At 69.4% G+C, this 25,000-nt stretch carries 32 protein-coding genes; 8 read left to right on the forward strand and 24 right to left on the reverse strand.

The window, feature by feature from the left end; all coding sequences use genetic code 11:
* Positions 1 to 103 precede the first annotated feature (103 nt).
* Complete coding sequence (gene ftsY / locus HNQ70_RS15755; protein WP_183969928.1) at positions 104 to 1,369, forward strand: signal recognition particle-docking protein FtsY; 1,266 nt, start codon at positions 104 to 106, stop codon at positions 1,367 to 1,369.
* 59 nt (positions 1,370 to 1,428) lie between these two features.
* Here ftsY and HNQ70_RS15760 read toward each other — a convergent pair whose 3' ends face one another.
* Positions 1,429 to 3,243: a diguanylate cyclase gene (locus tag HNQ70_RS15760; RefSeq protein ID WP_246435005.1), complete on the reverse strand. Its 1,815-nt coding sequence runs from the start codon at positions 3,241 to 3,243 to the stop codon at positions 1,429 to 1,431.
* Positions 3,244 to 3,480: 237 nt separating this feature from the next.
* On the opposite strand from HNQ70_RS15760, the gene rpoH reads away from it, so the two are divergent.
* Positions 3,481 to 4,377, forward strand: coding sequence for an RNA polymerase sigma factor RpoH (rpoH, locus tag HNQ70_RS15765; protein ID WP_183969456.1), 897 nt, complete (start codon positions 3,481 to 3,483; stop codon positions 4,375 to 4,377).
* Positions 4,378 to 4,527: 150 nt separating this feature from the next.
* On the opposite strand, the gene HNQ70_RS15770 is transcribed toward rpoH, so the two are convergent.
* The 6 genes from HNQ70_RS15770 to HNQ70_RS15795 all read right to left on the reverse strand — a co-directional run bounded on the left by HNQ70_RS15770 (position 4,528) and on the right by HNQ70_RS15795 (position 9,025).
* On the reverse strand, positions 4,528 to 4,926 hold the full coding sequence (locus HNQ70_RS15770) for a sirohydrochlorin chelatase (protein ID WP_183969458.1): 399 nt from the start codon (positions 4,924 to 4,926) through the stop codon (positions 4,528 to 4,530).
* 9 nt (positions 4,927 to 4,935) lie between these two features.
* Positions 4,936 to 5,526, reverse strand: coding sequence for an SCO family protein (locus tag HNQ70_RS15775; protein ID WP_183969460.1), 591 nt, complete (start codon positions 5,524 to 5,526; stop codon positions 4,936 to 4,938).
* 8 nt (positions 5,527 to 5,534) lie between these two features.
* Positions 5,535 to 6,425 (reverse strand): heme o synthase, encoded by an 891-nt coding sequence (cyoE, locus tag HNQ70_RS15780; protein WP_183969462.1) that lies wholly within the window; start codon positions 6,423 to 6,425, stop codon positions 5,535 to 5,537.
* A gap of 86 nt (positions 6,426 to 6,511) precedes the next feature.
* Positions 6,512 to 7,675 (reverse strand): COX15/CtaA family protein, encoded by a 1,164-nt coding sequence (locus HNQ70_RS15785; protein WP_221302840.1) that lies wholly within the window; start codon positions 7,673 to 7,675, stop codon positions 6,512 to 6,514.
* A complete protein-coding gene (locus tag HNQ70_RS15790; protein ID WP_343060806.1) occupies positions 7,675 to 8,274 on the reverse strand; it encodes an SCO family protein in 600 nt (199 codons plus the stop codon). Before HNQ70_RS15790 ends, HNQ70_RS15785 begins: the two co-directional genes overlap by 1 nt.
* Positions 8,258 to 9,025 (reverse strand): SURF1 family protein, encoded by a 768-nt coding sequence (locus HNQ70_RS15795; protein ID WP_183969467.1) that lies wholly within the window; start codon positions 9,023 to 9,025, stop codon positions 8,258 to 8,260. Before HNQ70_RS15795 ends, HNQ70_RS15790 begins: the two co-directional genes overlap by 17 nt.
* An 18-nt stretch (positions 9,026 to 9,043) precedes the next feature.
* Here HNQ70_RS15795 and HNQ70_RS15800 point away from each other — a divergent pair, with 18 nt between their 5' ends.
* Positions 9,044 to 9,259: a twin transmembrane helix small protein gene (locus HNQ70_RS15800; protein ID WP_183969469.1), complete on the forward strand. Its 216-nt coding sequence runs from the start codon at positions 9,044 to 9,046 to the stop codon at positions 9,257 to 9,259.
* Positions 9,260 to 9,387: 128 nt separating this feature from the next.
* Here HNQ70_RS15800 and HNQ70_RS15805 read toward each other — a convergent pair whose 3' ends face one another.
* The 8 genes from HNQ70_RS15805 to HNQ70_RS15835 all read right to left on the reverse strand — a co-directional run bounded on the left by HNQ70_RS15805 (position 9,388) and on the right by HNQ70_RS15835 (position 15,750).
* Positions 9,388 to 10,254 (reverse strand): cytochrome c oxidase subunit 3, encoded by an 867-nt coding sequence (locus HNQ70_RS15805; RefSeq protein ID WP_183969471.1) that lies wholly within the window; start codon positions 10,252 to 10,254, stop codon positions 9,388 to 9,390.
* A 38-nt stretch (positions 10,255 to 10,292) separates the two neighbouring features.
* Positions 10,293 to 10,505: a DUF2970 domain-containing protein gene (locus tag HNQ70_RS15810; RefSeq protein WP_183969473.1), complete on the reverse strand. Its 213-nt coding sequence runs from the start codon at positions 10,503 to 10,505 to the stop codon at positions 10,293 to 10,295.
* Complete coding sequence (locus HNQ70_RS15815; RefSeq protein ID WP_183969475.1) at positions 10,505 to 11,092, reverse strand: cytochrome c oxidase assembly protein; 588 nt, start codon at positions 11,090 to 11,092, stop codon at positions 10,505 to 10,507. Before HNQ70_RS15815 ends, HNQ70_RS15810 begins: the two co-directional genes overlap by 1 nt.
* A 37-nt stretch (positions 11,093 to 11,129) precedes the next feature.
* Positions 11,130 to 11,255 (reverse strand): cytochrome oxidase small assembly protein, encoded by a 126-nt coding sequence (locus HNQ70_RS19970; RefSeq protein WP_221302841.1) that lies wholly within the window; start codon positions 11,253 to 11,255, stop codon positions 11,130 to 11,132.
* 32 nt (positions 11,256 to 11,287) lie between these two features.
* A complete protein-coding gene (gene ctaD, locus HNQ70_RS15820; protein WP_183969477.1) occupies positions 11,288 to 12,871 on the reverse strand; it encodes a cytochrome c oxidase subunit I in 1,584 nt (527 codons plus the stop codon).
* 55 nt (positions 12,872 to 12,926) lie between these two features.
* Positions 12,927 to 14,111, reverse strand: a complete 1,185-nt coding sequence (gene coxB, locus HNQ70_RS15825) for a cytochrome c oxidase subunit II (protein WP_183969479.1) — start codon at positions 14,109 to 14,111, stop codon at positions 12,927 to 12,929.
* Between the two features lie 35 nt (positions 14,112 to 14,146).
* The gene (locus HNQ70_RS15830; protein ID WP_183969481.1) at positions 14,147 to 14,623 is read right to left on the reverse strand and encodes a DUF2244 domain-containing protein; all 477 of its coding nucleotides are present in this window, start codon (positions 14,621 to 14,623) and stop codon (positions 14,147 to 14,149) included.
* Between the two features lie 203 nt (positions 14,624 to 14,826).
* The gene (locus tag HNQ70_RS15835; protein ID WP_183969483.1) at positions 14,827 to 15,750 is read right to left on the reverse strand and encodes a methyltransferase domain-containing protein; all 924 of its coding nucleotides are present in this window, start codon (positions 15,748 to 15,750) and stop codon (positions 14,827 to 14,829) included.
* A 38-nt stretch (positions 15,751 to 15,788) separates the two neighbouring features.
* Here HNQ70_RS15835 and HNQ70_RS15840 point away from each other — a divergent pair, with 38 nt between their 5' ends.
* On the forward strand, positions 15,789 to 16,568 hold the full coding sequence (locus HNQ70_RS15840; RefSeq protein WP_183969485.1) for a ComFC family protein: 780 nt from the start codon (positions 15,789 to 15,791) through the stop codon (positions 16,566 to 16,568).
* 90 nt (positions 16,569 to 16,658) lie between these two features.
* A complete protein-coding gene (locus tag HNQ70_RS15845) occupies positions 16,659 to 17,123 on the forward strand; it encodes a tRNA (cytidine(34)-2'-O)-methyltransferase (RefSeq protein WP_183969487.1) in 465 nt (154 codons plus the stop codon).
* A 52-nt stretch (positions 17,124 to 17,175) separates the two neighbouring features.
* On the opposite strand, the gene HNQ70_RS15850 is transcribed toward HNQ70_RS15845, so the two are convergent.
* The 6 genes from HNQ70_RS15850 to HNQ70_RS15875 are packed head-to-tail and all read right to left on the reverse strand — an operon-like array spanning position 17,176 to position 20,422.
* Complete coding sequence (locus HNQ70_RS15850; protein ID WP_183969489.1) at positions 17,176 to 17,748, reverse strand: LOG family protein; 573 nt, start codon at positions 17,746 to 17,748, stop codon at positions 17,176 to 17,178.
* Entirely contained in the window at positions 17,748 to 18,764 is a 1,017-nt protein-coding gene (locus tag HNQ70_RS15855) for an NAD(P)H-dependent glycerol-3-phosphate dehydrogenase (protein ID WP_183969932.1), read from the reverse strand. The genes HNQ70_RS15850 and HNQ70_RS15855 overlap by 1 nt, the downstream gene beginning before the upstream one ends.
* A gap of 14 nt (positions 18,765 to 18,778) precedes the next feature.
* Complete coding sequence (locus tag HNQ70_RS15860; RefSeq protein ID WP_183969491.1) at positions 18,779 to 19,219, reverse strand: SH3 domain-containing protein; 441 nt, start codon at positions 19,217 to 19,219, stop codon at positions 18,779 to 18,781.
* Positions 19,216 to 19,698 (reverse strand): protein-export chaperone SecB, encoded by a 483-nt coding sequence (gene secB, locus HNQ70_RS15865; protein ID WP_183969493.1) that lies wholly within the window; start codon positions 19,696 to 19,698, stop codon positions 19,216 to 19,218. The genes HNQ70_RS15860 and secB overlap by 4 nt, the downstream gene beginning before the upstream one ends.
* Positions 19,699 to 19,707: 9 nt before the next feature.
* Positions 19,708 to 19,968 carry a glutaredoxin 3 gene (gene grxC, locus HNQ70_RS15870; RefSeq protein ID WP_183969495.1) on the reverse strand — a complete coding sequence of 87 codons (261 nt, stop codon included), beginning with the start codon at positions 19,966 to 19,968 and terminating at the stop codon, positions 19,708 to 19,710.
* A gap of 49 nt (positions 19,969 to 20,017) precedes the next feature.
* Complete coding sequence (locus tag HNQ70_RS15875) at positions 20,018 to 20,422, reverse strand: rhodanese-like domain-containing protein (RefSeq protein ID WP_425504378.1); 405 nt, start codon at positions 20,420 to 20,422, stop codon at positions 20,018 to 20,020.
* 91 nt (positions 20,423 to 20,513) lie between these two features.
* On the opposite strand from HNQ70_RS15875, the gene gpmA reads away from it, so the two are divergent.
* Both gpmA and HNQ70_RS15885 read left to right on the forward strand, forming a co-directional pair.
* Positions 20,514 to 21,266 (forward strand): 2,3-diphosphoglycerate-dependent phosphoglycerate mutase, encoded by a 753-nt coding sequence (gene gpmA / locus HNQ70_RS15880; protein ID WP_183969497.1) that lies wholly within the window; start codon positions 20,514 to 20,516, stop codon positions 21,264 to 21,266.
* A gap of 139 nt (positions 21,267 to 21,405) precedes the next feature.
* Positions 21,406 to 22,872: a S41 family peptidase gene (locus HNQ70_RS15885; protein WP_183969499.1), complete on the forward strand. Its 1,467-nt coding sequence runs from the start codon at positions 21,406 to 21,408 to the stop codon at positions 22,870 to 22,872.
* A 17-nt stretch (positions 22,873 to 22,889) separates the two neighbouring features.
* Here HNQ70_RS15885 and HNQ70_RS15890 read toward each other — a convergent pair whose 3' ends face one another.
* Both HNQ70_RS15890 and HNQ70_RS15895 read right to left on the reverse strand, forming a co-directional pair.
* Positions 22,890 to 23,282, reverse strand: a complete 393-nt coding sequence (locus HNQ70_RS15890; protein ID WP_183969501.1) for a type II toxin-antitoxin system PemK/MazF family toxin — start codon at positions 23,280 to 23,282, stop codon at positions 22,890 to 22,892.
* Positions 23,279 to 23,503 (reverse strand): antitoxin MazE family protein, encoded by a 225-nt coding sequence (locus tag HNQ70_RS15895; protein WP_183969503.1) that lies wholly within the window; start codon positions 23,501 to 23,503, stop codon positions 23,279 to 23,281. Before HNQ70_RS15895 ends, HNQ70_RS15890 begins: the two co-directional genes overlap by 4 nt.
* A gap of 158 nt (positions 23,504 to 23,661) precedes the next feature.
* Here HNQ70_RS15895 and HNQ70_RS15900 point away from each other — a divergent pair, with 158 nt between their 5' ends.
* A complete protein-coding gene (locus tag HNQ70_RS15900; protein WP_183969505.1) occupies positions 23,662 to 24,423 on the forward strand; it encodes a HesA/MoeB/ThiF family protein in 762 nt (253 codons plus the stop codon).
* 67 nt (positions 24,424 to 24,490) lie between these two features.
* Here the strand turns inward: HNQ70_RS15900 and HNQ70_RS15905 are convergent, their stop codons facing one another.
* On the reverse strand, positions 24,491 to 24,979 hold the full coding sequence (locus HNQ70_RS15905) for a GNAT family N-acetyltransferase (protein WP_183969507.1): 489 nt from the start codon (positions 24,977 to 24,979) through the stop codon (positions 24,491 to 24,493).
* Positions 24,980 to 25,000: the final 21 nt, after the last annotated feature.

The raw sequence follows: 25,000 nt of genomic DNA on the forward strand, positions 1-25,000 counted from the left end.
CGAATTGCCCTCCGGCAACCGGATTGACCTCATGGTCGAGCCCGGCCCGCCGATCCTGACGCCCTCCCTTCGCCGGCGCCCCTCCGGGCGGCGGCCCGCCAACATGTTCGGTTTCCTCAGACGCAAGCAGCCCGGGGCGACTCCCTCCGAGCCGTCTTCCCCCGTAACGGCCGACGCCGCCGCCACGCCGCCGCCGCCCAGCGAGCGGGCGATCCCGTCGTTCCTGCGGGCGGAACCGGTGCCTGCTCCGGCCCCTGCTCCGGCTCCGGCTCCTGTCCCGGCTCCTGTCCCGGCTCCTGTCCCGGCTCCTGTCCCGGCTCCTGTCCCGGCTCCTGTCCCGGCTCCTGTCCCGGCTCCTGTCCCGGCTCCTGCTCCGCCTCCGGCTCCCGCTCCGGTTCCCGCTCCAGCGCCCGCCGAACCTGCCGTCGAGACCGTTCTGGTCGTGCCGTCGGCTGCCGAGCGCCAGTCGTGGATGAAGCGCCTGCGCCAGGGCCTGAGCAAGACGCGCAGCAATCTGTCCGGGCTGTTCGGCGGCGGTGCGAAGATCGACGACGTGCTCTACGAGGAGCTCGAGACCGCGCTGCTGGTCAGTGACGCCGGCGTGGAGACCACCCAGTGGCTGCTGGACTCCCTGCGTACGCGGGTGCGCCAGCAGCGGCTGACCGAGGCCAGCCAGGTCCGCGACGCGCTGCGCGCGCTGCTGGTGGAACTTCTGAAGCCGCTGGAGCAGCCGGTGGACATCGATCGGGCGACGCCGCTGGTGGTCATGATCGCGGGCGTCAACGGCGCCGGCAAGACGACTTCGATCGGCAAGCTCGCTCACCACCTGCAGCGCGAGGGCAAGTCCATCCTGCTCGCCGCCGGCGACACTTTCCGGGCCGCCGCGCGGGAGCAGCTGGCTGAATGGGGGGCGCGCAACAACGTCCAGGTGATCGCCCAGGAGGGCGGCGACCCGGCCGCGGTGGCTTTCGACGCGGTGTCCGCCGGGCGGGCACGCGGCGTCGGGGTCGTGATGGTCGACACTGCCGGCCGCCTGCCAACGCAGACCCACCTGATGGACGAGTTGAAGAAGATCCGGCGGGTGATCGCGAAGTCGATGCCGGACGCACCGCACGAGAGCCTGCTGGTGCTGGATGGAAACACCGGCCAGAACATGCTGGCGCAGGTGCGGGCCTTCGACGAGGCGGTCGGCCTGACCGGGCTGATCGTGACCAAGCTCGACGGCACCGCCAAGGGCGGCGCGCTGGCGGCGCTGGCGCACACGCGGCGGGACCGTCCGATCCCGGTCTACTTCATCGGCGTGGGCGAGGGCCTGGACGACCTGCAGGCATTCAGCGCGGAAGAGTTCGCCTCGGCGCTGGTCGACTGACAGCCCTCGTCGCCGACGCCCCGCCCCGCCGGCCAGCCGGGCGGTGGCGCGGGCTCACGCTAGGCCGGAAAGCGCGCCCCGGACGGACCGGCCCCGGCGCCGCCCGCCCCGCCGGTCTCGAGTTCGACGCGGTCGCGGCCCGCGGCCTTGGCACGGTACAACGCCGCGTCCGCACGCGCGAACAGCGTCTCCGCGGTGTCGCCCGGCTGCATCTGCGCGACGCCGACGCTCACCGACACCACCGGCTGGCTGCCGTCTGGAGCGGCGCGGCGCGAGTCCCGCATGCCCGACCGCACCCGCTCGGCCACCTCGAGCGCCCTGGCCATGGCAAGCCCCGGCAGCAGCAGCACGAACTCCTCGCCGCCGTAGCGGAACGCGAAGTCGCTGGTGCGGATGCTGCAGGTCACCGTTGCCGACAGCGCCTGGATGACCTGATCTCCGAAGCCGTGGCCGTGCCTGTCATTGACCTCCTTGAAGTGGTCGATGTCGACCACCAGCAGCGAAACAGCCGCCCCGGCGCGACGGCATCGATCGAGCGTCTCGGGCACCGTGCGGTCGTACGCCCGCCGATTGCCTAGGCCGGTCAGCGCATCGCGCTGCGACAGGCGAGAAAGCTCCTGGGTCCGCTCGGCAAGCCGCTGGCGCTCGCCGCGCAGGTCGCGGACCTGCGAGCCCACCGCCACCGACAGCAGGATCGCCTCTGCCCAGACGCCCAGCGCCGTCGCATGGATCAGCGCCGGCCACCAGGGCAGCAGCCCGAGGTACATGGCGACGAAACCGGTCGCGGCGACCGCGAGCGAGCCGAAGGCCACCGCGGTGGCCCGCGCCAACGGATGTGCGCGGCGCAGCGCTGCGGCGATCTCCGCGGCGACCGCGACCAGCGCAGCGATCGTGACCGCGACGCTGAGCAGCGCGATCGCCTGCGTCGCCGCGAAGGGCAGCGAGATCGCCAGCGCCAGCCAGCCGAACAGCAGCGCGGCATGCCAGGGCTTGCGCCACGAGGCGGCATCGGCAGCCAGCAGTCCGCGCACGAAGAACCAGTGGAACAGCGCGGCGATCGCCACCGCGAAGCCGCTGACCCGCTGCACCGCGCCGAAGGGATCCTGCCCCGCCGGCAGCAGCCACAGCAGGGCGCGGTCGAACACCCCGCTGGCGATGCCGTAGAAGAGCGCCAGCGCCAGTGCGGAGGCGGAGTAGGCCCACAGGCCGCGCAGCCGGGTAAGCCGCGCCAGCACTGCGCAGTAGGCCACCAGCGAGACGATGCCGCCAGCCAGCAGGCCGCCGAGCAGCGTGCGGTCGCCGACCTCGTCCGCGAGGCCCCGGCCGGAGACGATCGTCGGTGCCGCCAGCACCGGCCCCGGCCCGGCGACCCGGATCAGGTACTCGGCGGCATGGTCCGGCAGAGGATTGACCGGGACCATCGCCTGACGGATCTGCAACTGACCGGCGCCCGTGACCGGATCCAGCGGCGACGCCTCGAGCGTCCATCCTTCGCCCTGCACGCGCCGGAACACGCTCACCCGGTTGCCGAACGGATTGCCGAGCTTGAGGAACACGGGCTCGTGGCAGCCGGAGCCCGCCTCCACCACGAAACGCAGCCAGACCGCGCCCTTGACGAGGCCGAAGTTCAGGCGATTCCCGTCAGAGGGTGCAAAGGCCTCCCCCTGGACTGCCACCGGGTCGGTCCTGCCTGCGGGATCGCGCAAGGCCTCCAGGTGCCGGGCCCCGAGCTCCAGGGGACTGCAATCGCCGATGCGCACGGGCCCGCCCGCACCGTGTGACAGGATCGGGAGGCATCCGGCGACGAAGAGGAGACAGCTTGCAGCCAGCCGCAGAAGGCGGCGGCAAGACGACACAGGAGTCAGCAGACGCATGAGGAGGAACCTGTTTTCTTCGATCCTGAGGCCTGCCCGCCAGGATGTCCACCGCGCCCACGCTCAGGGCATGAACTCTTTTCGGATCAATGCTTTACGCACCCCAGGCGCGCCGCGGATTCATTGCCGGGGCCTATCGCGATCATCGCCAGGATCCATTAGCACTCTCGACCCATGAGTGCTATTCTTTGAATCCAAGTCGCATATGGCGACGCACCAAGAGAGGAACGCGAACACATGTCCGAACGGAATCCGACTGCCCTGATCTCCGCCCGCGCCGGCGGCGCCGCGATGATGCTGCCGGCCGTCGGGAACCTGGATGCCTACATCAGCGCCGTGAACCGGCTGCCGATGCTGTCGCCCGAGCGGGAAACCGATCTCGGCCGCAGGCTGCGCGACCACAACGACCTGGAAGCCGCCCGTGACCTGGTGATGTCCCACCTGCGGCTCGTGGTGTCGATTTCGCGCCAGTACCTGGGCTACGGCCTGCCGCACGCCGACCTGATCCAGGAAGGAAACATCGGTCTGATGAAGGCGGTGCGGCGCTTCGACCCCGAGCGCGGCGTGCGGCTCGTGTCCTTCGCGCTGCACTGGATCAAGGCCGAGATCCACGAGTACGTCCTGAAGAACTGGCGGATGGTCAAGGTGGCCACCACCAAGGCGCAGCGCAAGCTCTTCTTCAATCTGCGCTCGATGAAGACCGGCTCCCGCACCCTGTCGCCCGAAGACGTCGCGGTGATCGCCAAGGAGCTGAACGTCCGAGAGAAGGACGTCGTCGAGATGGAAGCCCGGCTGACGGGCCAGGAAATTGCGCTGGAAGCGGGCTCGGACGACGGCGACGACGACTTCGCCCCGATCTCCTACCTGGCGGCGGCGCAGTCCGAGCCCAGCCAGATCCTGGAGCGGCGCCAGTACGACCAGCTGCAGGGCGAAGGCCTGGAGCAGGCGCTCGCCGGGCTGGACGACCGCAGCCGCCGGATCATCGAGGCCCGCTGGCTTCGCGACGAGGACGAAGGCGGCGGCCGCACCCTGCACGATCTGGCCGGCGAGTTCGGCGTGTCCGCCGAGCGGATCCGCCAGATCGAGGCCAAGGCGCTGCAGAAGATGAAAGGTTCGCTCGCGCAGTACGTCTAAAGGGTGCATGACGCGGTCGGAGCGGCGAGAGCGCTCCGGTCGCCGAATGCAACCGGTTCTCCGGTGTTTTTCCTCCCTCCTCCTTGGCCGCCAACGGATCTTCCGAAGGCGGCTTTTTCTTTCCTGAGGCGGGAGGACGCGCTGCGCGGATCAGCGTTGCGGGCTGCGGCTGCGCGCCCACAGGCGCCGGTAGGCGCCAGCGACGGCATCGAGCACCTCGTCGCTCTCTCCCAGCGCCGGCCATAGCCCGATCTCCACCCCCGGATGGCGCGCACGCGCGGCGTCGAGCAGCACGGGAACGTCATTGCGCAGGTGGCCGCCCGCGGCCCAGAACACCGGCGCAACCTCGATGCGGCCCGCCCCGCGAGCCACCGCAGCGTCGATCGCATCCCCCAGGCCGGGAGACATGAACTCGAGGAAGGCCACCGACACCGCGCAGCCGGGCAATGCCGCCTGCATCCGCTCGTGCAGGCCGTCCAGCGGCGCGCGCCATTGGGGGTCGCGCGCACCATGGGCGAACAGGATGAGTGCTTCGTCAGGCTGGTCCATCGCAGAAAATCAGCCTTCGTCGATCAGGCGCTCGAGGTCCTGGGCGAGCGGCTCGGCGCCCTGCCCGTGCTTGATGAACAGGCGCACCCGGCCCTTGGCGTCGAACGCGAAGCTGCCCGCGCTGTGGTCGACCGTGTAGATGCCCGGCGCGCTGCCGGGGACCTTCTGGTAGAAGACCTTGAACTCCTTGGCGACCTTGGCGGTGCTCTCCGGGTCGCCGTACAGTCCGACGAAGCGGCGATCGAACGCGGGAACGTAGCTGGCCAGAAGTTCCTGAGTGTCGCGCTCCGGGTCCACCGTGACGAACAGCGCCTGGACGCGCTCGGCCTTGTCGCCGAGCAGGCGCATCACCTCCGCCATCTCGCTCAGCGTCGTCGGGCAGACATCCGGGCAGTGCGTGTAGCCGAAGAAGATGGTGACCACCTTGCCGCGGTAGTCCGCCAGGGTCCGGCGCTGGCCGTTGTGATCGGTGAGCTCGAAGCCCTTGCCGAAGTCAGCGCCGGTGACGTCGGTGTTGCGGAACGCGGGCTTGTCGGAATCGCAGCCGGTCAGCCAGAGCGCGGCCAACGCCGGCGCGAGGAGCATCAGGCGTCTGCGCATGGGGCCTCTCAGAGATAGTGGTCGATCAGCAGGGCGCCGAACAGCGCCGCCAGGTAGAAGATCGAATAGCCGAAGGTGCGCTTCGACAGCGCGTCCGAGTAGTTGCGCCAGAGCCGCCAGGCGTAGGCCAGGAACACGCCGCCAAGCGCCAGCGCGCACACCAGGTAGAACCATCCGCTCATCCCGATCAGGAATGGCAGCACGGTGGTGGCCACCAGCAGCAGGGTGTAGAGGAGGATGTTCAGGCGCGTGAACTCGGAGCCGTGGGTGACCGGCAACATCGGCAGCCCGGACTTTCGGTAGTCCTCGATGCGGTACAGCGCCAGCGCCCAGAAGTGCGGCGGCGTCCAGACGAAGATGATCAGGAAGAGCACCAGCGCCTGCGCACTCACCTCGTTGGCGACGGCGACCCAGCCGAGCAGCGGCGGCATCGCGCCTGAAGCGCCGCCGATGACGATGTTCTGCGGCGTGGCCGGCTTGAGCAGCACCGTGTACACGACCGCATAGCCGACGAAGGTGGCCAGCGTCAGCCACATCGTCAGTGCGTTCACGAAGGCATGGAGCATCCAGGCGCCGAGCACGCCGAGCACGACGGCGAAGATCACGGTGCCGGTCGCCCCGACCTCGCCGCGGGCCAGCGGCCTGGCGCGGGTACGGGCCATCTTCGCGTCGATGCCGCGCTCGATCAGGCAGTTGAAGGCGAACCCCGCCGCGGCCAGCAGGGCGATGCCCAAGGTGCCGAAGAAGAGGATCCGCAGCGGCACCATTCCCTCGGTCGCCAGCAGCATCCCGATCAGCGCGCAGAACGCCGCCAGCAGCACGATCCGCGGCTTGGTCAGCGCGAGATATTGCGATGCGATGTGTCGCCAGTCGGTAGGGTGCGTGGGGTGGGCGTGCATGGATGGGAAGCGCCGTGGACGCGGACGGCCCCTGTGCGGGGGCCGCGTTCGGCGCCGGAAATGCACGGCACCGCGGCAGGCCCGGGTCAGATCATCCGTCGGGCGCGAGCTGCGCGGAAGTGTAGCACCACCAGCAGCGCCAGCAGAACAGCCGCACCGCCGTTGTGGGCGACCGCCACCGGCAGGGGCAGGCTGAACCAGACGTTCGAGAGCCCGAGCAGCCACTGCAGCGCGAGCACGGCCAGCAGGGCGGCGCCCAGGCGCTCTTCGCCGGGGGCGCGCATGGCCCTCCAGCCCACCCAGCCCACGACCGCGAGCGCGACCAGCGCCCCGATCCGGTGGCTGAGGTGGATCGCGGTCAGCGCCTGCGCGGGAAGCAGTTCGCCGTCACCGGTCATTCCGAGCTCGCGCAGGAAGTGGAAGCCGTCCGCAAAGTTGACCGCGGGCCACCAGCTGCCCTGGCAGGTGGGCAGGTCGGTACAGGCCAGCGCGGCGTAGTTGGTGCTGGTCCAGCCGCCCAGGAAGATCTGCGCCAGCACCACCAGCAGGCCGATCCGCACCGGCATCGTCAGCCCGGCCGCCGGCTCGGGATCGACGTAGCGCGCCGGCGGCAACTGGCGCAGCCACAGCCACAGCAGCAGCACGAAGACCAGCAGTCCGCCGAGCAGGTGCCCGGTGACGATCGCCGGCTTGAGCAGCAGCGTGACCGTCCATTTGCCGAACAGCCCCTGCAGGATCACCACGCCGACCAGCACCGTGGCCAGCCACGGCGACTGCCCGAGCCGCGCGCGCCAGCACCAGGCCAGCACGGCGATGACCACGATCAGCATTCCCAGCAGGGTGGCGACGTAGCGGTGCCCCATCTCGCGCCAGGCCTTGCCCATCGAGACCGGCCCGTGCTCGCCGCCCTGCTGAGCGACCGCCTCGGCGATCTGCGCGCCAGCCTGTACCGGAGTCAGCTTGCCGTAGCAGCCAGGCCAGTCCGGACAGCCCAGCCCCGCGTCGGTCAGGCGCACCCAGGCGCCCAGCATCAGCAGGCCCAGCGTGAGCACGACCGCGATGCCCAGCAGCCGCCGGAAGCGCAGGGCCCGGCGATCCGGTCCGGCCGCTGCGGGCCGGGCGCTGACCCTGGCGACCACGTCGCGGGTCGCGTCGTAGGCAACCTCGTACAGCGCGGCGCCGTCGGCGGCGGCAGCGCGCGCGGCGCGCTTGGCGCTCTTGCGTGCCGATCCCGGACCGACCTTGCTCATCAGCCGATCCTCGACGCGCGCAGCAGCTTGGCCAGGTCCTTCTTCATCCGGCTCGGATCCGCGTCCGCGGGAAAGCGCATCATCACGTTGCCCAGGGGGTCGACCACGTAGATGTGGTCGGACGCCGCACCGCCCGGCGCGGGAAACACACCGGCCACCGCCGCGGGCGCGGCGCGGCGCAGGTGCAGCCCTTCGTGGCCGGCGAGCACCTCCGGGGCCGGCACGGCCGGGCTGGTCAGCAGCAGAAGCCGCTCCACGCGCTCGCGCTCCTTGCCGGTGGTCAGCCGCACCTGGCGGATCGCGTAGAGGCGATCCTGGCAGACCTTCGCACAGTCGCCCGGCTCGATCACCACCATGGTCCACTTGCCGCCTACCGCCCCAAGGTCGGACGGAGCGCCCGCGGCCGTACCGACCGCCAGACCCGTGATCGCGGGCATCGGCTCGATAAGCTCGCCGTAGTTCGTCCGGCCCTCGGGCCGGATGACGTAGTAGGTGAGATAGGACGCGATCACCGGCGCCGCGCACACCAGCAGCACTGCGATCAGTTTCCAGCGGCCCCGGCTGGTCCGGGCGCCCGTGGCTTCAGGAGGGTTCTGCACTGCGTTCACGTCGTCTGAAGAAAGTGAGGTAGGTCCACAACCCGATGGTGGCCGCTGCCATCGAGTACCACTGGAAGGCGTAGCCGCGATGCTTGGCAACGTCGCCGCCGGCGGGCGGCATCTCGCGCACCAGTCCGTCGTCGCGCAGGCCTGTCTCGCGGATCATCAGCGGCAGCAACTCCAGGCCCGACCACGCGCGAAAACGGTCGAAATCGATGTTCTGCCAGAGCCGGTCTCCAGGCCCCGGCACGGGCGCCTCCCGCAACTCCAGCACCTGCGCGATGCTGGCCTGGCCGAGCCCGTCGATCTCGACGAGCCCCTGCGGCGTGGGCACCTGCGGCAGCCGGGTCCGCTCGCGCGCATCGCGTGCGATCCAGCCGCGCAGCACCAGCACATGCCGCTGCGAGCCCTCGATTCTAACCGGCGTGACGACATGGAATCCCGCAACCCCCTTGCGGGTCCGGTTGTCGATGTACACGGTGTGCTCCGCGATGAAACTGCCGCGCACCCGCACGCGCCGACCGTCGAGCGGCGACAGGTCCGTCGCGTCGGCGGTAACCGAGAGCGGCGCGTCGCGCCCGGCCGCGTCGATGCTTGCCTGGATCGACGCCTTCTCCTCGGCCCGCCGGATCTGCCAGTTGCCCAGCGAGACGGTGAGCGCCACCAGCCCGATCGCCAGCAGGGTCGGCAGCGCCGCGGGGCGCCGCCAACGGCGCCCCGCGGGCGAGCCGCTAGAATGCGCGCTGCTCAATCCCTGCCCCCGGACGCCATGAAGTGGGTCATCGTCGTCGCCTTCATCCTGATCATCGGCAGCCTCATGTCGGCGATGGTATTCCTGATCCGCGACCGCGGCCGCACGCGCAACGTCGTGCGCGCGCTTGCTCTGCGCGTGGGCTTTTCCATCGCGCTCTTCCTGCTGATCCTGCTGGGGCATCAGCTCGGCTGGATCGAGGCCGGCGGCGTTCCCGTCGGAAGGCTGCGCTGAGCGGCGCCCATACGCGACAAGGCCGCACCGAAGTGCGGCCTTGTCTGCGGGAACCTGACCGTCCGCCGCCCGGATCCTGAGGCCGGGCCTGCGCCGCCGGCAACCGGCCAGCGCCCCCGGACCGGTGCTCAGAGCCAGTAGACGACGATGTACAGGCCCAGCCAGACCACGTCGACGAAGTGCCAGTACCAGGCGGCAGCCTCGAAGGCGAAGTGGTTCTCCGCAGTGAAGTGCCCCCTGGTCATCCGGAACAGCACCACGGCCAGCATGATCGCGCCGACGGTCACGTGGAAGCCGTGGAAGCCGGTGAGCATGAAGAAGGTGGAGCCGAAGATCCCGGAGGTCATCTTCAGGTTCAGGTCGCGGTAGGCGTGGATGTACTCGTAGGCCTGGAACCCGAGGAAGATGAAGCCCAGCAGCACCGTGGCCAGCAGCCAGAACTGCGCCGAGCCGCGGCGGTTCTCCTTCAGCGCATGGTGCGCGATGGTCAGCGTGACGCCCGAGGTCAGCAGCAGCGCGGTGTTGATCGTGGGGATCGGCCACGGACCCATCGTCTGGAAGGCCTCGATCGTGCCCGCCGGGCCGGCGTTCGGCCAGATCGCGGTGAAGTCCGGCCACAGGATGGACTTGTGATCGAGGTCGCCGAGCCAGGGCATCGAGATCGAGCGCGCATAGAACAGCGCGCCGAAGAAGGCCGCGAAGAACATCACCTCCGAGAAGATGAACCAGCCCATGCTCCAGCGGAAGGACCCGTCCACCCGCTGGCTGTACAGGCCGCCCTCGGACTCGCGCGCGACGTCGCCGAACCAGCCGACCATCATGTAGATCAGAACGGCCACGAAGCCCGCGAACAGCCAGGGGCCATAGCTTGCCCCATTGAACCAGCTCGCCAGGCCGAAGCCGAAGAGCGCCAGCGCGATCGCCCCGACTGCCGGCCACTTCGACTGGCCCGGCACGAAGTAGTACGGCGCGCCGTGAGTAGTGGTTCCGCCCATGGTTGTTGTTCCCTCTCTCTTGCTTTCTGGTTTCTCGTTCAACCGACCACCGCGCGCACCACGAGGACGAGCGTGAGCACGAATGCCAGTGCCAGCCCGATCCCGACGAGGATCACGTGCACCGGGTTCAGGTTGCCCATGTCGAAATCGTGCGCCCTGCCGCCCCGTACGCCGAAGAACGATGCACCCACCGCCTTCATCGTGTCGAGCAGCCCTGCCTTGCGCCCGGTCTTGTTCCCGTTTTCCTGCATCAGCCGTCCCGGGGCTTCCCGCCGTCAGCGGCCTGCATGCCGCCGACCTCGAAGAACGTGTAGGACAGCGTGATCGTTCCGACGTTGCTCGGCAGTTCGGGATCGACCACGAACACCACCGGGAAGCGCCTGGTTTCCTTCGCCCCGAAGGTCTGCTGCTGGAAGCAGAAGCATTCGACCTTGCGGAAATATGCTGCGGACTGCTGCGGCGCGTAGCTGGGGATCGCCTGGCCGGACATCGTCCGGTCCTGCATGTTGACCAGTTCGTACTCGACCGTCACCAGTTCGCCCGGATGCACGGTGACCGAACGGCGCTCTGGCCGGAACTGCCACTGCCCGTGCGAGTTGGAGTCGAACTCCACGACGATGCTGCGGGTGGTGTCGACCTGGGTGTTGCGCGCGAAGGCCTCGGCCTCCTTGTCGCGCGGGGTGACCAGGCCGATGCCGGTGACCTCGCAGATCGCCCGGTAGATGGGGATCATCGCGAAGCCGAAGCCGAACATCAGCAGCGCGATCACCGCGAGCTTCCTGAGCAGCACTCGGTTGGACAGGGGGACTTCCGCCTGCTGATGACCCGATTCGTTCACGACCTGCGCACCCTTCGAGTTGCTTGCGACGGCGCCGTCAGGCGCCGAACAGCCAGCGGTTGACGATCACGCCCAGGAAGAAGACCGCGGCGATCGACAGCAGGATCAGGGCGGTGCGCAGATTGCTGCCGCCGCCCTGTCCGGAGGATGCATGTCGTGCCATGGCTTCGCCGCTCCGCCTGCCGCCGCTTGCGCTCAGCGGACCGTCGGGGGGACTTCGAAGGTATGGAAGGGGGCGGGGCTGGGCACCGTCCACTCCAGGCCTTCAGCGCCCTCCCAGGGCTTGTCGGCCGCCTTCTCGCCACCCTTGATGCACTTGATCACCGCCCACAGGAAGATCAGCTGCGACAGGCCGAAACCGAAGGCGCCAACGGTGATCAGCGCGTTGAAGTCGGCGAACTGCATCGGGTAGTCGGCGTAGCGGCGCGGCATGCCGGCCAGCCCGAGAAAGTGCATCGGGAAGAAGGTGATGTTGAAGGTGATCAGGCTGGCCCAGAAGTGCCACTTGCCCAGGGTCTCGCTGTACATGTGGCCGGTCCACTTGGGCAGCCAGTAGTAGGTGCCCGCGAACAGCGCGAACAGCGAGCCGGCCACCAGCACATAGTGGAAGTGCGCCACCACGTAGTAGGTGTCGTGCAGCGCGATGTCGAGCGGGGCCACCGCGAGGATGATGCCCGTGAAGCCGCCCATCGTGAACACGAAGATGAAGCCGATCGCGAACAGCATCGGCGTCTCGAAGGTCATCGAGCCGCGCCACATCGTGGCCAGCCAGTTGAAGATCTTCACGCCGGTCGGAACCGCGATCAGCATCGTCGCGTACATGAAGAAGAGCTGTCCGGTGGCAGGCATTCCGGTCGTGAACATGTGGTGCGCCCACACGATGAACGACAGGATGGCGATCGAGGCCGTGGCGTAGACCATCGAGCTGTAGCCGAACAGCCGCTTGCGCGCGAACGCCGGGATCACTTCGCTGACGATGCCGAAGGCCGGCAGGATCATGATGTAGACCTCGGGGTGCCCGAAGAACCAGAAGATGTGCTGGTACATCACCGGGTCGCCGCCGCCGGCCGCGTTGAAGAACGAGGTGCCGAAGTGACGGTCGGTCAGCACCATGGTGATCGCGCCCGCGAGCACCGGCATCACCGCGATCAGCAGGTAGGCGGTGATCAGCCAGGTCCAGACGAACATCGGCATCTTCATCAGCGTCATCCCGGGCGCGCGCATGTTCAGGATGGTGGTGATGATGTTGATCGAGCCCATGATGGAGCTCGCGCCCATGATGTGGACCGCGAAGATGGCCAGGTCCATGCCCGGACCCATCTGGGTCGAGAGCGGCGCGTACAACGTCCAGCCGGCGGCGGTGGCGCCGCCCGGAACCAGGTAGGAGACGATCAGCAGCGTGGCGGCGACCGGCAGCAGCCAGAAGCTGAAGTTGTTCATCCGCGCGAAGGCCATGTCGGAGCAGCCGATCATCAGCGGCACCTGCCAGTTCGCGAAGCCCACGAAGGCCGGCATGATCGCGCCGAACACCATGATCAGGCCGTGCATCGTGGTGAGCTGGTTGAAGAACTCCGGCTCGACGATCTGCAGTCCCGGCTGGAACAGCTCGCTGCGCAGCAGCAGCGCGTTGACCCCGCCCACCATGAGCATCGCGAACGAGAACCACAGGTACAGCGTACCGATGTCCTTGTGGTTGGTCGCGAAGAGCCATCGGCGCCATCCATGCGGATGGTCATGCGCATGGTCGTGACCGCTGTGATGATCCAGCACTGCACTCATTTCCAACTCCTGACTGAATTCCCGAATTCTCTAGGCCGACGCATGCGCTGCGACGTCACTTGCCGCGGGCGGCGAGCACTTCCCCGGGCTGGACCACGTTGTCCTCGGGCTGGTTGCCCCAGGCATTGCGGGTGTAGGTGATGACGGCGGCCAGTTCGGTGTCCGAAAGCTGCTTGAACGAGGACATCGCGGTACCGGCCTTGCCTTTGAGGACGATGTCGAGCTGGCCGTCCTGCGGGCCGAGGACGATCTGCGAACCCTTGAGGGCCGGGAAGGTCGGGGGCATGCCAGCGCCGGTGGGCTGGTGGCAGGACGCGCAGTTGGACGCGTAGACCTTCTCGCCGCGCGCCGCCAGGGCGGCGGGTTCCCACTCCTTGTTCGGATCCTCCTGGGCGGCGAGGATCTCCTTCTTCTTCTGCTCGACCCAGGCGCGGTAGTCGTCCTCGGACTTGACCTCGACGACGATCGGCATGAAGGCATGCTCCTTGCCACACAGCTCGGCGCAGGCGCCGCGGTAGATACCGGGCTGCTCGGCCTTGAACCAGGTGTCGCGAACGAAGCCGGGGATGGCGTCCTGCTTGACGCCCAGCGCCGGCACGTACCACGAGTGGATCACGTCGTTGGCCGTGATGACCACGCGGACCTTCTTGCCGACCGGCACCACCAGCGGGTTGTCGACTTCGAGCAGGTAGGTCTCGTTCTTCTCGCGCTTTTCCTTCGCGCCCGGGAAGTTCTTGTCGTCGATGGAATCGCGCGGCGTCGACAGCGCGGAGAGGAAGGCGATGCCCTCTCCCTCGCCCCTCAGATAGTCGTAGCCCCACTTCCACTGGTAGCCGGTGGCCTTGACGGTGATGTCGGCGTTGGAGGTGTCCTTCTGCTCGACCACCATGCGGGTGGCGGGCAGCGCCATTCCGATGACGATGATGAAGGGAACGATGGTCCAGGCGATCTCGACCGCAGTGCTCTCATGGAACTCCGCGGACTTGTGCCCCTTCGACTTCCGATGCTTCCAGATCGAATAGAACATGACCCCGAAGACGGCGACGAAGATCGCCGCGCAGATCCACATCAGGAAGCCGTGGATCCAGATCTGGTCGGCAGCGATGCGGGTGGCGGGCTCGGTGAGGGTCCACTGGTTGTTGCGGGGACCGCCGGGCATGTCGGGGGTGGCAAGGGCCATGGCGGCCGGTGCCGAGAGCGCGGTTGCGACCACCCAATGCTGGATTTTCTTGCTGATCATGCTCTCACCAAACTGTCGTTGATCTTCTGATTCCGTCACGCCCGCCTTTCGGCGAGCGAAGCGCGCAACTCGCGCACCAGGCCTTCCCTGCTCTCCTCGGGCAAGAAGCTCCCGATCGCTACCTTCGTGCGGCCTGCCACCAGGCGGATGACCCCGCGGCGACCGCCCTCGTATTCGAATCGGGCCCACTCGGCCCCCACCTCCTGCCGCGCCAGCCGCCCGCCGGAACAGTGTTCGACGACGATGCGACCCGGAGCGACCACCACTCGCTCGTAGTCGCCGGCGTGCCTGCCATAGGCCACGAACGCCACCGAAAGCGCCAGCAACTCCACCGCGGTGAACGGAAGCACCAGCCAGGCGCCCTGCACCGCGAACAGGCCTGCCAGCGCCACCGACAGCACCGCCAGCGTTCCGAACCACCACCCCAGCTGCCGGGGCGTCAGCGCGCAGTTGCGGCTGATCAGCCACTCCTGGGACGAAAGCTCGGCAAGCTGGGAGCGCCGATACGGCATGAAACTCTCTGCTGAGGAGCCGCGACGCGACGGCAAACCCTTGACGCAGCTGCTTGACATTCTGCAGGCGGCGATTATACGGACCGCCCCCGGTGGAACCAAATCGGACCGGCCGGGAAGTGCGGATTCGAGACGTTCGGGGCCCCACCGCCGTAAGGCGCCGCGCGCCGCGCGGACTCCCCGGGGCTGTTGCATGGCGGCGATCACCTGCTGCCCGCCGCGCCCGGCCCACGACGCGGCACGAAGCTGACGGGCGAGTAGCCATCGGCGCGCCGCTTCTGCGGCGGACACCAGGCGTGCCCGTAGACCAGTTCGAAGCTGACCGCGATCCTGCCGTCCGCGCCACGCAGGGACTCGATCGCCGCGCGCCAGCGATCGCGATCGCGCCGAGGCCGAAGGCCCGCACTGCGGGTTCGCAGGGCGTTGCCGCCCAGCGCGCTCAGCTCGGACAGCAGCGCGTCGGCGTCGGTCCAGGTGATGGTGAGGCGCTCGCTGTCCATCACCGGATCGGCGAAGCCGGCGACCCCCAGGGCATCGCCGATGTCATGCATGTCCGGGAAGGCAGGCAGCGCCGCGCCGAGCGCGCGCAGCTCCTTGAGGGTGTCCACGCCAAAGGCCGAGAACATCAGCAGCCCCTCCGGACGGATCACGCGATGCCACTGCGCCACCACCGCGACCGGATCTGCGAACCAGTGCCAGGCGAGATTGGACCAGAGCAGGTCGACGCTGTTGGGCGCCAGCGGCAGCGCCGCCGCGTCGGCGGCGAAGAAGGCGGGCGCCCGCCCCTCGGTGTCCACGCCGGCGCCGAACCAGCGCCGAAGCCGTCCGGCAAGTCCGCTGCGGGCGGTCGAGCCGTGCAGCCGCGCGGCCTGCGCGGCCAATGGCGCCGCCAGGTCGGCACCGAACACGCTGGCGGCCGGATAGCGGCGCTGCAGCGCGGCCGCCCCCTGGCCCAGTCCGGTGCCCACGTCCAGCACGACGGCCGGCGACAGCCGGATCACCTCGAGGCGTTCGAGCATGCGCCGCTCGACCTCCCTGAGCAGGAAATCGGCGCGCGCCAGGCGGGCGGTGCGGCGCCCGAACTGCAGGCGCACCGCCCGCGGATCTAGGTCTGAGGGAGCTGGCATCGCGGCCCAGTATACGGGCCGGCGTGAGACGATTCCGCATGGACCGCCGCCACTTCGCCCGCCTCGCATCGAGCACCTGGCGCAGCTTTGCCGACCGCTGGCTGCCGCGCGGCTGCGCATTGTGCGACGCCACCCTCGGCAGCAACGAAGACGGACTGTGCTCGCCCTGCGTCGACGCGCTGCCCGGTCGCAGTACGCCGCGCTGCCCGCGCTGCGGCCTGGCGCCGCGGGGCGCAATCCCGGGCGCAATCCCGGGCGCAATCAGCGATGCAGCCGCGGGCCAGACCGGCGCGCCGCAATGCGCAGCCTGCCGCCACGCCCCGCCGCCCTTCGAGCTCACCCTGGTGCTGGCCGACTACGCGGCCCCGATCGACCGTCTGGTTCATGCGCTCAAGTTTGGCGGCGAGCTCGCGCTTGCCGGCGCGCTGGGCGCACGCATGGCGCCGCTGCTCGAGGCTTCCGGCTGGCCCGCGGACGCCCTGGTGCCGGTGCCGCTCGGTGCCGAGCGCATCGCCACGCGGGGGTTCAACCAGTCGATGGCCATCGCGCAGGGCATCGGGCGCCGCCTCGGCCTGCCGGTGCGCGGCGGGCTGCTCGCACGGACCCGCGAAACGCCGGCACAATCCACGCTTGCGCTCGCCGAGCGCCGCGGCAACCTCACCGACGCCTTCCGTGCCTCGCCCGCCGCCGCCGGCCTGCGCCTGGTCCTGGTTGACGACGTGATGACCAGCGGCTCCACGCTGGAGGCCGCGGCGGCCGCGCTCGGGACGGCCGCCGCCGGCCCGCTCGCGGCGCTGGTCGCCGCCCGAACCCCCTGAACCGCTGAACCGCTGAACCGCTGAACCGCTGAACCCCTGAACCCCCAAGCGCCCTGAACTCCCGAGCGCCCGAGAACGGCTCCCGCACCGATGTTCCACGTCGCCCTGGTCCACCCCGAAATCCCCCCGAACACTGGCAACGTGATCCGGCTCTGCGCCAACACCGGCGCGCAGCTGCACCTGATCGAGCCGCTCGGCTTTCCGATGGACCACGCGAAGATGCGCCGCGCCGGCCTCGACTACCGCGAGTTCGCCGACGTCCGGGTGCATCCGGACTGGGCGGCCTTCGCCGCGGCCGCCGCGCCGGCCCGGATGTTCGCCCTCGCCGCGCGCGCCGGCCTGCGCCCGTCCGACCTGCGGCTGCTGCCCGGCGACTGCTTCGTGTTCGGCGCCGAGAGCTCGGGCCTGCCGCAAGCGCTGCTGGCGACCTTCCCCGAAGAGCGCCGCCTGCGCCTGCCGATGCGGCCGGGCAACCGCAGCCTGAACCTCTCGAACGCGGTCGCGGTGACGGTCTATGAAGCCTGGCGCCAGAATGGTTTCGACGGGGCGGACTGACGCCCCGCGCGGCGCAGCATCAGCCCGAAGCGGCCTCGGCCCGCGCACAGCCTCAGCCCAGCGCCCGGCCGATCTCGTCAAGCAGCGTCTCGGTGTCGCCGGCTGGCAGCAGCGCCGCCAGATCGCGCGGATGGACGAACCCCGCCTCGACCATCGCGTCGCAGGCGCGCAGCAGCGGCTGCCAATAGCCGTCCTGGTCGAGCAGCCCGACGGGCTTGGCGTGCTCGCCGATCTGCCTGAGCGTCAGCACCTCGAACAGCTCGTCGAGGGTGCCCAGGCCGCCCGGCAGGGTGGCGAACGCGTCGGACAGCTCGATCATCCGGGTCTTGCGCACCGCCATGTCCTCGACCACCTCGAGCCGCGTGAGCCCCTGGTGAGCGACCTCCCGGGCCATCAGGCTGCGAGGGATCACGCCGACCACGCTGCCGCCGGCCTCGAGCGCGCCATCGGCCAGCGCGCCCATCAGGCCCACGCGGCCGCCGCCGAAGACCAGCGTCCAGCCGCGGCGCGCGACAGCGGCGCCGAAGCCGCGCGCCAGCGGCATCCAGCGCGGATCCGCGCCGGTCTTTGCGCCGCAGAACACGCACAGGGCGGGGGCCGCCCGATCCGACGGGACGGCGGTCATCAGTTCTCCCGCTTCGGGCCGCGCGACAGCAGCGACAGCACCGCCTCGCGCGCGTCGAGTTCGCCCTCGAGCACCGCATGCACCGCGGAGACGATCGGCACGTCGACGCCCAGCTCGCCGGCGCGGCGGTGGACCACGTGCGCGCAGGCCACGCCCTCGGCCACGTGGCCGAGTTCGCCGACCACCTGCGCCAGCGGCTTGCCGGCGGCCAGGCCGAGCCCGACCCTGCGGTTGCGCGAGAGGTCGCCAGTACAGGTGAGGACCAGGTCGCCCAGTCCGGTGAGCCCGTGGAAGGTCTCGGGCTGCGCGCCGAGCGCGATGCCGAAGCGGCCGATCTCGGCGAGCCCGCGGGTGATCAGCGCGGCCCTGGCGTTCTGCCCCAGGCTCAGCCCGTCGCAGATGCCCGCAGCGATCGCCATGACGTTCTTCAGGGCGCCGCCGATCTCCACGCCGACGACGTCGTCCGAGCGGTAGATGCGCGCAGCGCTGTGATGCAGGGCCTCCACCGACACCCGGCAGACCCGCTCGTCGTCCGAGGCCACCGTGAGCGCCACCGGCAGGCCGGCCGCCACCTCCTGGGCGAAACTCGGTCCCGAAAGCACGCCGCACGCCAGCCCTGGCGCCTCCGCCGTCACCACCTGGTGCGGCAGCAGTCCGCTGTCGCGCTCCAGCCCCTTGCACAGCCAGATTACCGGCGTGCGCGCATCCGCGCCCGCGCCCGCCAGGCCCGCCAGCGCGCGCGCAGTCGGACGCAGGCCAGCAACTGAAGTGGCAAGCACGACGAGCCCGCCTTCCGCGCCATCACGGACCCAGCGCAGCGCGGCGCCAAGCTCGTGCACCGGCTCCACCGCGTCCGGCAGGCGGGCCTCCGGCAGGTAGCGGGCGTTGCGCCGCGCCTCGCGCATCGCGACTGCGTGAGCGGGATCGCGGGTCCAGAGCATCACCTGGTGGCGCGCGGCGGCGTGGACTGCAACCGCGGTGCCCCAGGCGCCCGCCCCGAGGATCGCGACGCGCATCGAGGAGACGGCACTCACTGGAAACCCCATACCTCGTTGGCGCGCACGAAGCCGGTGTCACCGTCCGCGTGCCGCACCTGTGCCCAACCGGAACCGGGCGTGCCGCCGATCAGCTCGAGGAGCACGCCCTTGCGTACGCGGAACGAGAGGGAAGCGTCGTCACGCGGGGCGCTGCGCACCGACGCCACGCGGGTGGTCACCACCGTCCGCTTCGGGGAGATGTCGCCGCGCTCGATCCAGAACGATTGCCCCGTCTGGTCGCGCACCTTGACCCACTTGTTGATCAGCGAGAGCAGTTCCACCGGCATGCCAGGAGGAGCGACGAAGATCTTCTGTGCATTGGCGGATGGCCCGTCGTAGATCACGGCGCCCGACCCGCCGACCGAACCGTACTCGGCGGCCGACGCTGCGGCGGCCAATGCCAGGCCGAAGCAGGCAACCGCCGCGCGGATCATCGGTTGGGAACGTACAGCTCGGGGCCCTTCTGGACCTCCTGCTCCTGCTGCTGCTGCAGGCGCTGCTGGTAGAGAGCCTCGAAGTTGATCTCGGCGAGGTGGATCGGCGGAAAGCCCGCGCGCTGGATGATGTCCGCCACGTTGGCCCGCAGGTAGGGGTAGACGATGTTCGGGCACACCACGTTCAGGATCAGCGGCATCTGCTCCTGCGGCACGTTGCGGATCTCGAAGATGCCGGCTTCCTTGGCCTCGACCAGGAAGGCCACCTTGTCGCCGACCTTGGTGGTGACGGTGACCGTGACCGCGGTCTCGTAGATGCCCTCGACGACGCCCTGGCTGGCCACGTCGAGCTGGATCTCGACCGCCGGCTGCTGGTTCTCGAGGAAGATCTGCGGCGCGCCGGGGATCTCGAGCGAAAGATCCTTCAGATAGGTGCGCTGGATCGCGAACACCGGGTCGTTGCCGGGCATCGAGGACATGGAAATTCCTTAACCGTTCAGGAGGGGAGTCAGACCGCCCGCGCGATCGAGCGCGGACAGGTCGTCGAAACCACCGACGTGCTTGCCGTCGATGTAGATCTGGGGCACGGTGCGGCGCCCGGAGCGCTCGATCATCTCGTCACGCAGCGCCGGATTCTCGTCGACGCGAATTTTCTCGATCGCATCCACACCGCGCTCCGTCAGGAGCTGCTCCGCGCGCATGCAGTAGGGGCAGGTGGCGGTGGCGTACATCACGACTTTCGCTGTCATCTGGACTTCCCGGGATGGAGTGGATCGGGTTCGCGCCCGCCAGGCGCGCTCACTTCTTCTTGACCACCGGCAGGCCTGCCTGCTGCCAGGCGGCTACGCCGCCGGCGAGGTTGAACGCCTCGCGGCCGTCCTGGCGCAGCAGGGAAATCGCCTTGCCGGAGCGCGCGCCCGAGGCGCAGCAGACCAGCACCGGCTTGCCCTTGGGCAGGTCGCCGACGCGCTTGTCGAGCTCGCCGAGGGGAATGTTGCGCGCGTTCGGCAGGTGGCCGGCGGCGAACTCTGCCGGCTCGCGCACGTCGAGCACGATGGCGCCGGAGTCGTTGATGAGGCGGGTGGCGCCGAGGGAGTCGAGCGCCGGCCCCGAGGAGCGGCGCTGGATCATCGGCCACAGCAGCATCGCGCCCGAGGCGAAGGCCACGGCGATCAGCACGAAATTTTCGGTCAGGAATTGCACGGTGGGGGATTCGCAGGGGGAGGAGGCGGGAAATCCGCCTTCGGACCGCCGGATTATAGAATAGCGGCCTGCCCCCTTCCTGCTCGCGACGATGACCCACCGACTCGTACTGCTGCGCCATGGCGAAAGCCAGTGGAACCTCGAAAACCGGTTCACCGGCTGGACCGACGTCGACCTCACCCCGAACGGCCTCGCCGAGGCGCGCCGCGCCGGCCAGTTGCTGAAGGCCGAGGGCTACGATTTCGACGTCGCCTACACCTCGGTGCTCAAGCGCGCGATCCGCACCCTCTGGACCGCGCTCGACGAGATGGACCGGATGTGGCTGCCGGTCGTGCACTCGTGGCGCCTGAACGAGCGCCACTACGGCGCGCTGCAGGGCCTGAACAAGGCCGAGACAGCTGCCGAGTACGGCGACGAGCAGGTGCTGGTCTGGCGCCGCGCCTACGCGATCGCGCCGCAGCCGCTGCCGGCCGGCGACCCGCGTCAATCCGACGGCGACCCGCGCTACGCCGACGTCCCCGCTGACCAGATCCCGCGCACCGAGTGCCTGAAGGACACCGTCGCCCGGGTGATGCCGTACTGGAACGACGAGATCGCCCCGGCGATCCGCAGCGGCAGGCGCGTGCTGATCGCCGCCCACGGCAACTCCCTGCGGGCCCTGGTGAAATACCTGGACGACATGGGCGAGGACGAGATCGTCAACCTGAACATCCCGACGGCCCGGCCGCTGGTCTATGAGCTTGACGACGACCTCCGGCCGATCCGCCGCTACTACCTCGGCGACCAGGCCGAGATCGAAGCCGCGATGGCCGCGGTCGCCGCCCAGGGCAAGGCGAAACACTAGCCTTCGAGGCCCGCCCCCGCGGCCTGCCGCTGTTGTTTATACTGGCTGTACGCAATCCCATGCATATGGGAGGCGCGGCGCCCGCGCCCGCGGGCGCCCGGACTCGACAGGGCATCCGCCCTCCACGGCAGGTAGTTCCATGAACGGCAGGCTCAAGCAATTCGGTCTGGTCTCCATCGGCGCCGTCGCAGGCGTGCTGGTCAGCATCGGCCTGAGCGCCGTCGCCCAGCGCGATGCGCGCGTGCCTCTTCCGCTCGAGGAGCTCAGGCAGTTCTCCGACGTCTTCGGAGCCATCAAGGCGAACTACGTCGAGCCGGTGGAGGACAAGAAGCTGATCACCGAGGCGATCAGCGGCATGCTCTCCGGCCTCGACCCCCACTCGGCCTACCTTGACGCGGACGCGTTCCGCGAGCTCCAGGTGGGCACGCAGGGCGAGTTCGGCGGCCTCGGCATCGAGGTCGGCATGGAGGACGGCTTCATCAAGGTGGTCTCGCCGATCGAGGACACCCCCGCGGCTCGCGCAGGCATCAAGGCCGGCGACCTCATCATCAAGATCGACGAGAAACCCACCAAGGGGATGGCCCTGAACGACGCGGTCAAGCTGATGCGGGGCAAACCGCGCAGCAAGATCGTGCTGACCGTCTCTCGCAAGGGCGAGGCGCGGCCGCTGGTCATCCAGATCGTGCGCGACGTCATCCGCGTGCAGTCGGTGAAGTCGAAGATGCTCGAGCCCGGCTACGGCTACGTGCGCATCACGCAGTTCCAGGAGCACACCGTCGAGAATCTGGTCAGGCATGTCGGCGACCTCTACAAGGAGGGCAGCCTCAAGGGACTGGTGCTCGACCTGCGCAACGATCCGGGCGGCCTGCTGCATGGCGCGGTCGGCGTGTCCGCCGCCTTCCTGCCAGGCAAGGTTGTGGTGACCAGCACCGATGGCCGAACCGAGGACGCAAAACGCAAGTTCCTCAGCTCGCCGGAGGATTACCTGCGCGGCACCCGCGACGACTTCCTCCAGAAGCTGCCGGTGGCGGTGAAGACCGTGCCGATGACGGTGCTGGTCAACGGCGGCTCGGCCTCGGCCTCCGAGATCGTCGCCGGCGCACTCCAGGACCACAAGCGGGCGGTGATCCTCGGCACCCAGACCTTCGGCAAGGGTTCGGTGCAGTCCATCCTCCCGCTCACCAACAACACCGCGATCAAGCTCACCACGGCACGCTACTACACGCCCAACGGCCGCTCCATCCAGGCCAAGGGGATCACGCCTGACTTCCTCGTCGAGGAAACGCCCGAGGGCGACATCAGCGGCTCCTTCCGGCTGCGCGAGGCGGACCTGAACCGCCACCTGTCGAACCCGAAGGAGTCCGAGGCGGCCCCGAACGTCCCGAAGGCAACCGCCCCCGATGCCAACGCGGACCGGCTCAAGGACCGCAAGCCGATCGAGTTCGGCTCCACCGACGACTACCAGCTCCAGCAGGCGATGAACCACCTGAAGGGCAAGCCGGTGATGGTGGCCAAGGCCAAGGACGAAACCGCCGATGCGGAGGCCGCCAAGGCCACCGCCAGCGGCGCGGGCGCCAGGCCGGAGGCCAACGGCAAGGCGAAGTAAGGCGCCTCGGCGCAGGGTCAACGGGCCGGCGATGCCGGCCCGTTGTCTTTCGGGCGCGCGGCGCACCAGCGCCAGCGCCAATCGATCAGTCCGAGCACCAGCGCCAGCATCCGATCGAGCGAGATCAGTTCATCGTCTGCGAGGCGCCCGATGCGCGGCGAACAGCGGTCGCGCCGCACTGCGACGATCTTGTCGACCATCACCTGGGATCGCCGCAAGAGGCCGTTCGAAGCCGAGGGCTCCAGCGTGAGCCGGATCAGCGGCGCATTCCGAACCTCGCTGGTGACGAGGCACAAGAGCGTGCTCTCGGTGTCGGCGAGCCAATCCGACTGGACGACGACCGCAGGCCTCGGCTTGCCGTAATCCCCTTGGACCGCGACCGCGACCGTGACCAGGTCACCGCGCCTCAACGCCAGCCTGCTGTATCTGCATTGGCCTCGATGAAGTCGAGCGCCTCGCGTTCTTCGGGCGCGCCACGCAGCAGCGAAACCTGCCGACGCAACTCCTCGGCGAAGCCGGGGGCGGCTGGATCCGGAACCCAGAGCCGCAACAGCTTCATGCCCTGCATCGCCCTGCGCTGGCGATAGCGCTGGGACTTGTTCAAACCGTCGTTCACCGGAGCGCGGGCCATCTTGCCCTCCTGCAAGGCCTGGTTCGGACTGGAAATTCTGTCAAAAGTTGCGCGCAACCTATCGCCTGCCACCAGCAAGCAACTGCGTGCTATGGTGCTTGCCCTCCGATGCTGCCCTGTCCGGGGTCGCGGTGCCAGCCGCCCGACCGCCTATCTCGATGGACGACCACCAACTCCTGCGCTACAGCCGTCACCTGCTGCTGGACGAGATGGGCATCGAGGCCCAGGAGCGGCTGCTGGCGTGCTCGGTGCTGGTGGTGGGCGCGGGCGGCCTCGGCTGCCCCGCGGCGCTGTACCTGGCGTCGGCCGGGGTCGGCCGCCTGCTGATCGCAGACGCCGACACCGTGGACCTCACCAACCTGCAGCGCCAGGTGCTTCACCGCGAGGCCGGCATCGGCCTGCCCAAGGTGGAGTCCGCCCGGCGCGCGCTCGCCGAGGTCAATCCGCGGGTGGAGGTGGTGCCGCTGCAGGCCCGTCTGGAAGGGACCGCGCTTGCCGACGCGGTCCGCGAGGCCGACGTGGTGCTCGACTGCACCGACAACTTCGCCACCCGCCACGCGGTGAACCGCGCATGCTTCGCCGAGGGCGTGCCGCTGGTGTCCGGCTCGGCGCTGCGCTTCGAAGGCCAGCTGACGGTGTTCGATCCCCGCGACCCGGCTTCTCCCTGCTACCAGTGCGTGTTCCCCGAGGACCAGGCGGTGGAGGAGGCGCAGTGCGCGACGATGGGCGTGTTCGCTCCGCTGACCGGGATGGTCGGCACCATGCAGGCGGCCGAGGCGCTGAAGATCGCCGGCGAATTCGGTGTGCCGATGACCGGCCAGCTGCTGATGATCGACGCGCGGCGGATGCGTTTCGAGCGGATCGCGGTGGGGCGGTCTCCGGAGTGCGGGGTGTGCGGGTCCCGGGCGCCGGCCCGGTGATGTCGCGGATTGCAGTCCCCGGGTCGCGGCCCGAACCGTCGCATCCGGCGGGCCGGACGCGCGGCGATCAGGCCAGCATCTTTTCCATGAACGCCGCCCGCCCCATCCGTGGATCCAGCGCAAAGCCCGCGAAGCCCGCGCGCTCGTAGACGCGTCGCGCGCCGTGGTTGCCCTCGAGCACCTCCAGCGTCAGCTTGCAGCAGCCGCGTTCGCGCGCCGCCGCCTCGATGGCCGCCAGCAGCGCGGCGCCCACGCCGCGACGCTGGAAGCGCGGGCTCACCGCGATGTCGTGGATGTTGAGCAGCGGTCTGGCGCGGAAGGTGGACACGGTTTCGAAGCAGTTGGCGAAGCCGGCCGGCTCGCCGTCGACGAATGCGAGACAGCCCCAATAGTGCGGCTGCGCGGCGAGCATCGCTGGAAGGCGCTCGCGCGCCTGCGGCTCAAGCCCGTAGCCGCGGCCGGTCGGGCCGGCTGCGTACTCGTCGAGCAGCACGAGCATGGCCTGGGCATGCAGCGGATCCGCGGGATCGAGCCTGATGACGATCGGCAGGGTCATCGAGTTCCTTGAACAGTGCGT

The sequence above is a fragment of the Quisquiliibacterium transsilvanicum genome (assembly GCF_014202215.1).
Taxonomy (GTDB): domain Bacteria; phylum Pseudomonadota; class Gammaproteobacteria; order Burkholderiales; family Burkholderiaceae_E; genus Quisquiliibacterium; species Quisquiliibacterium transsilvanicum.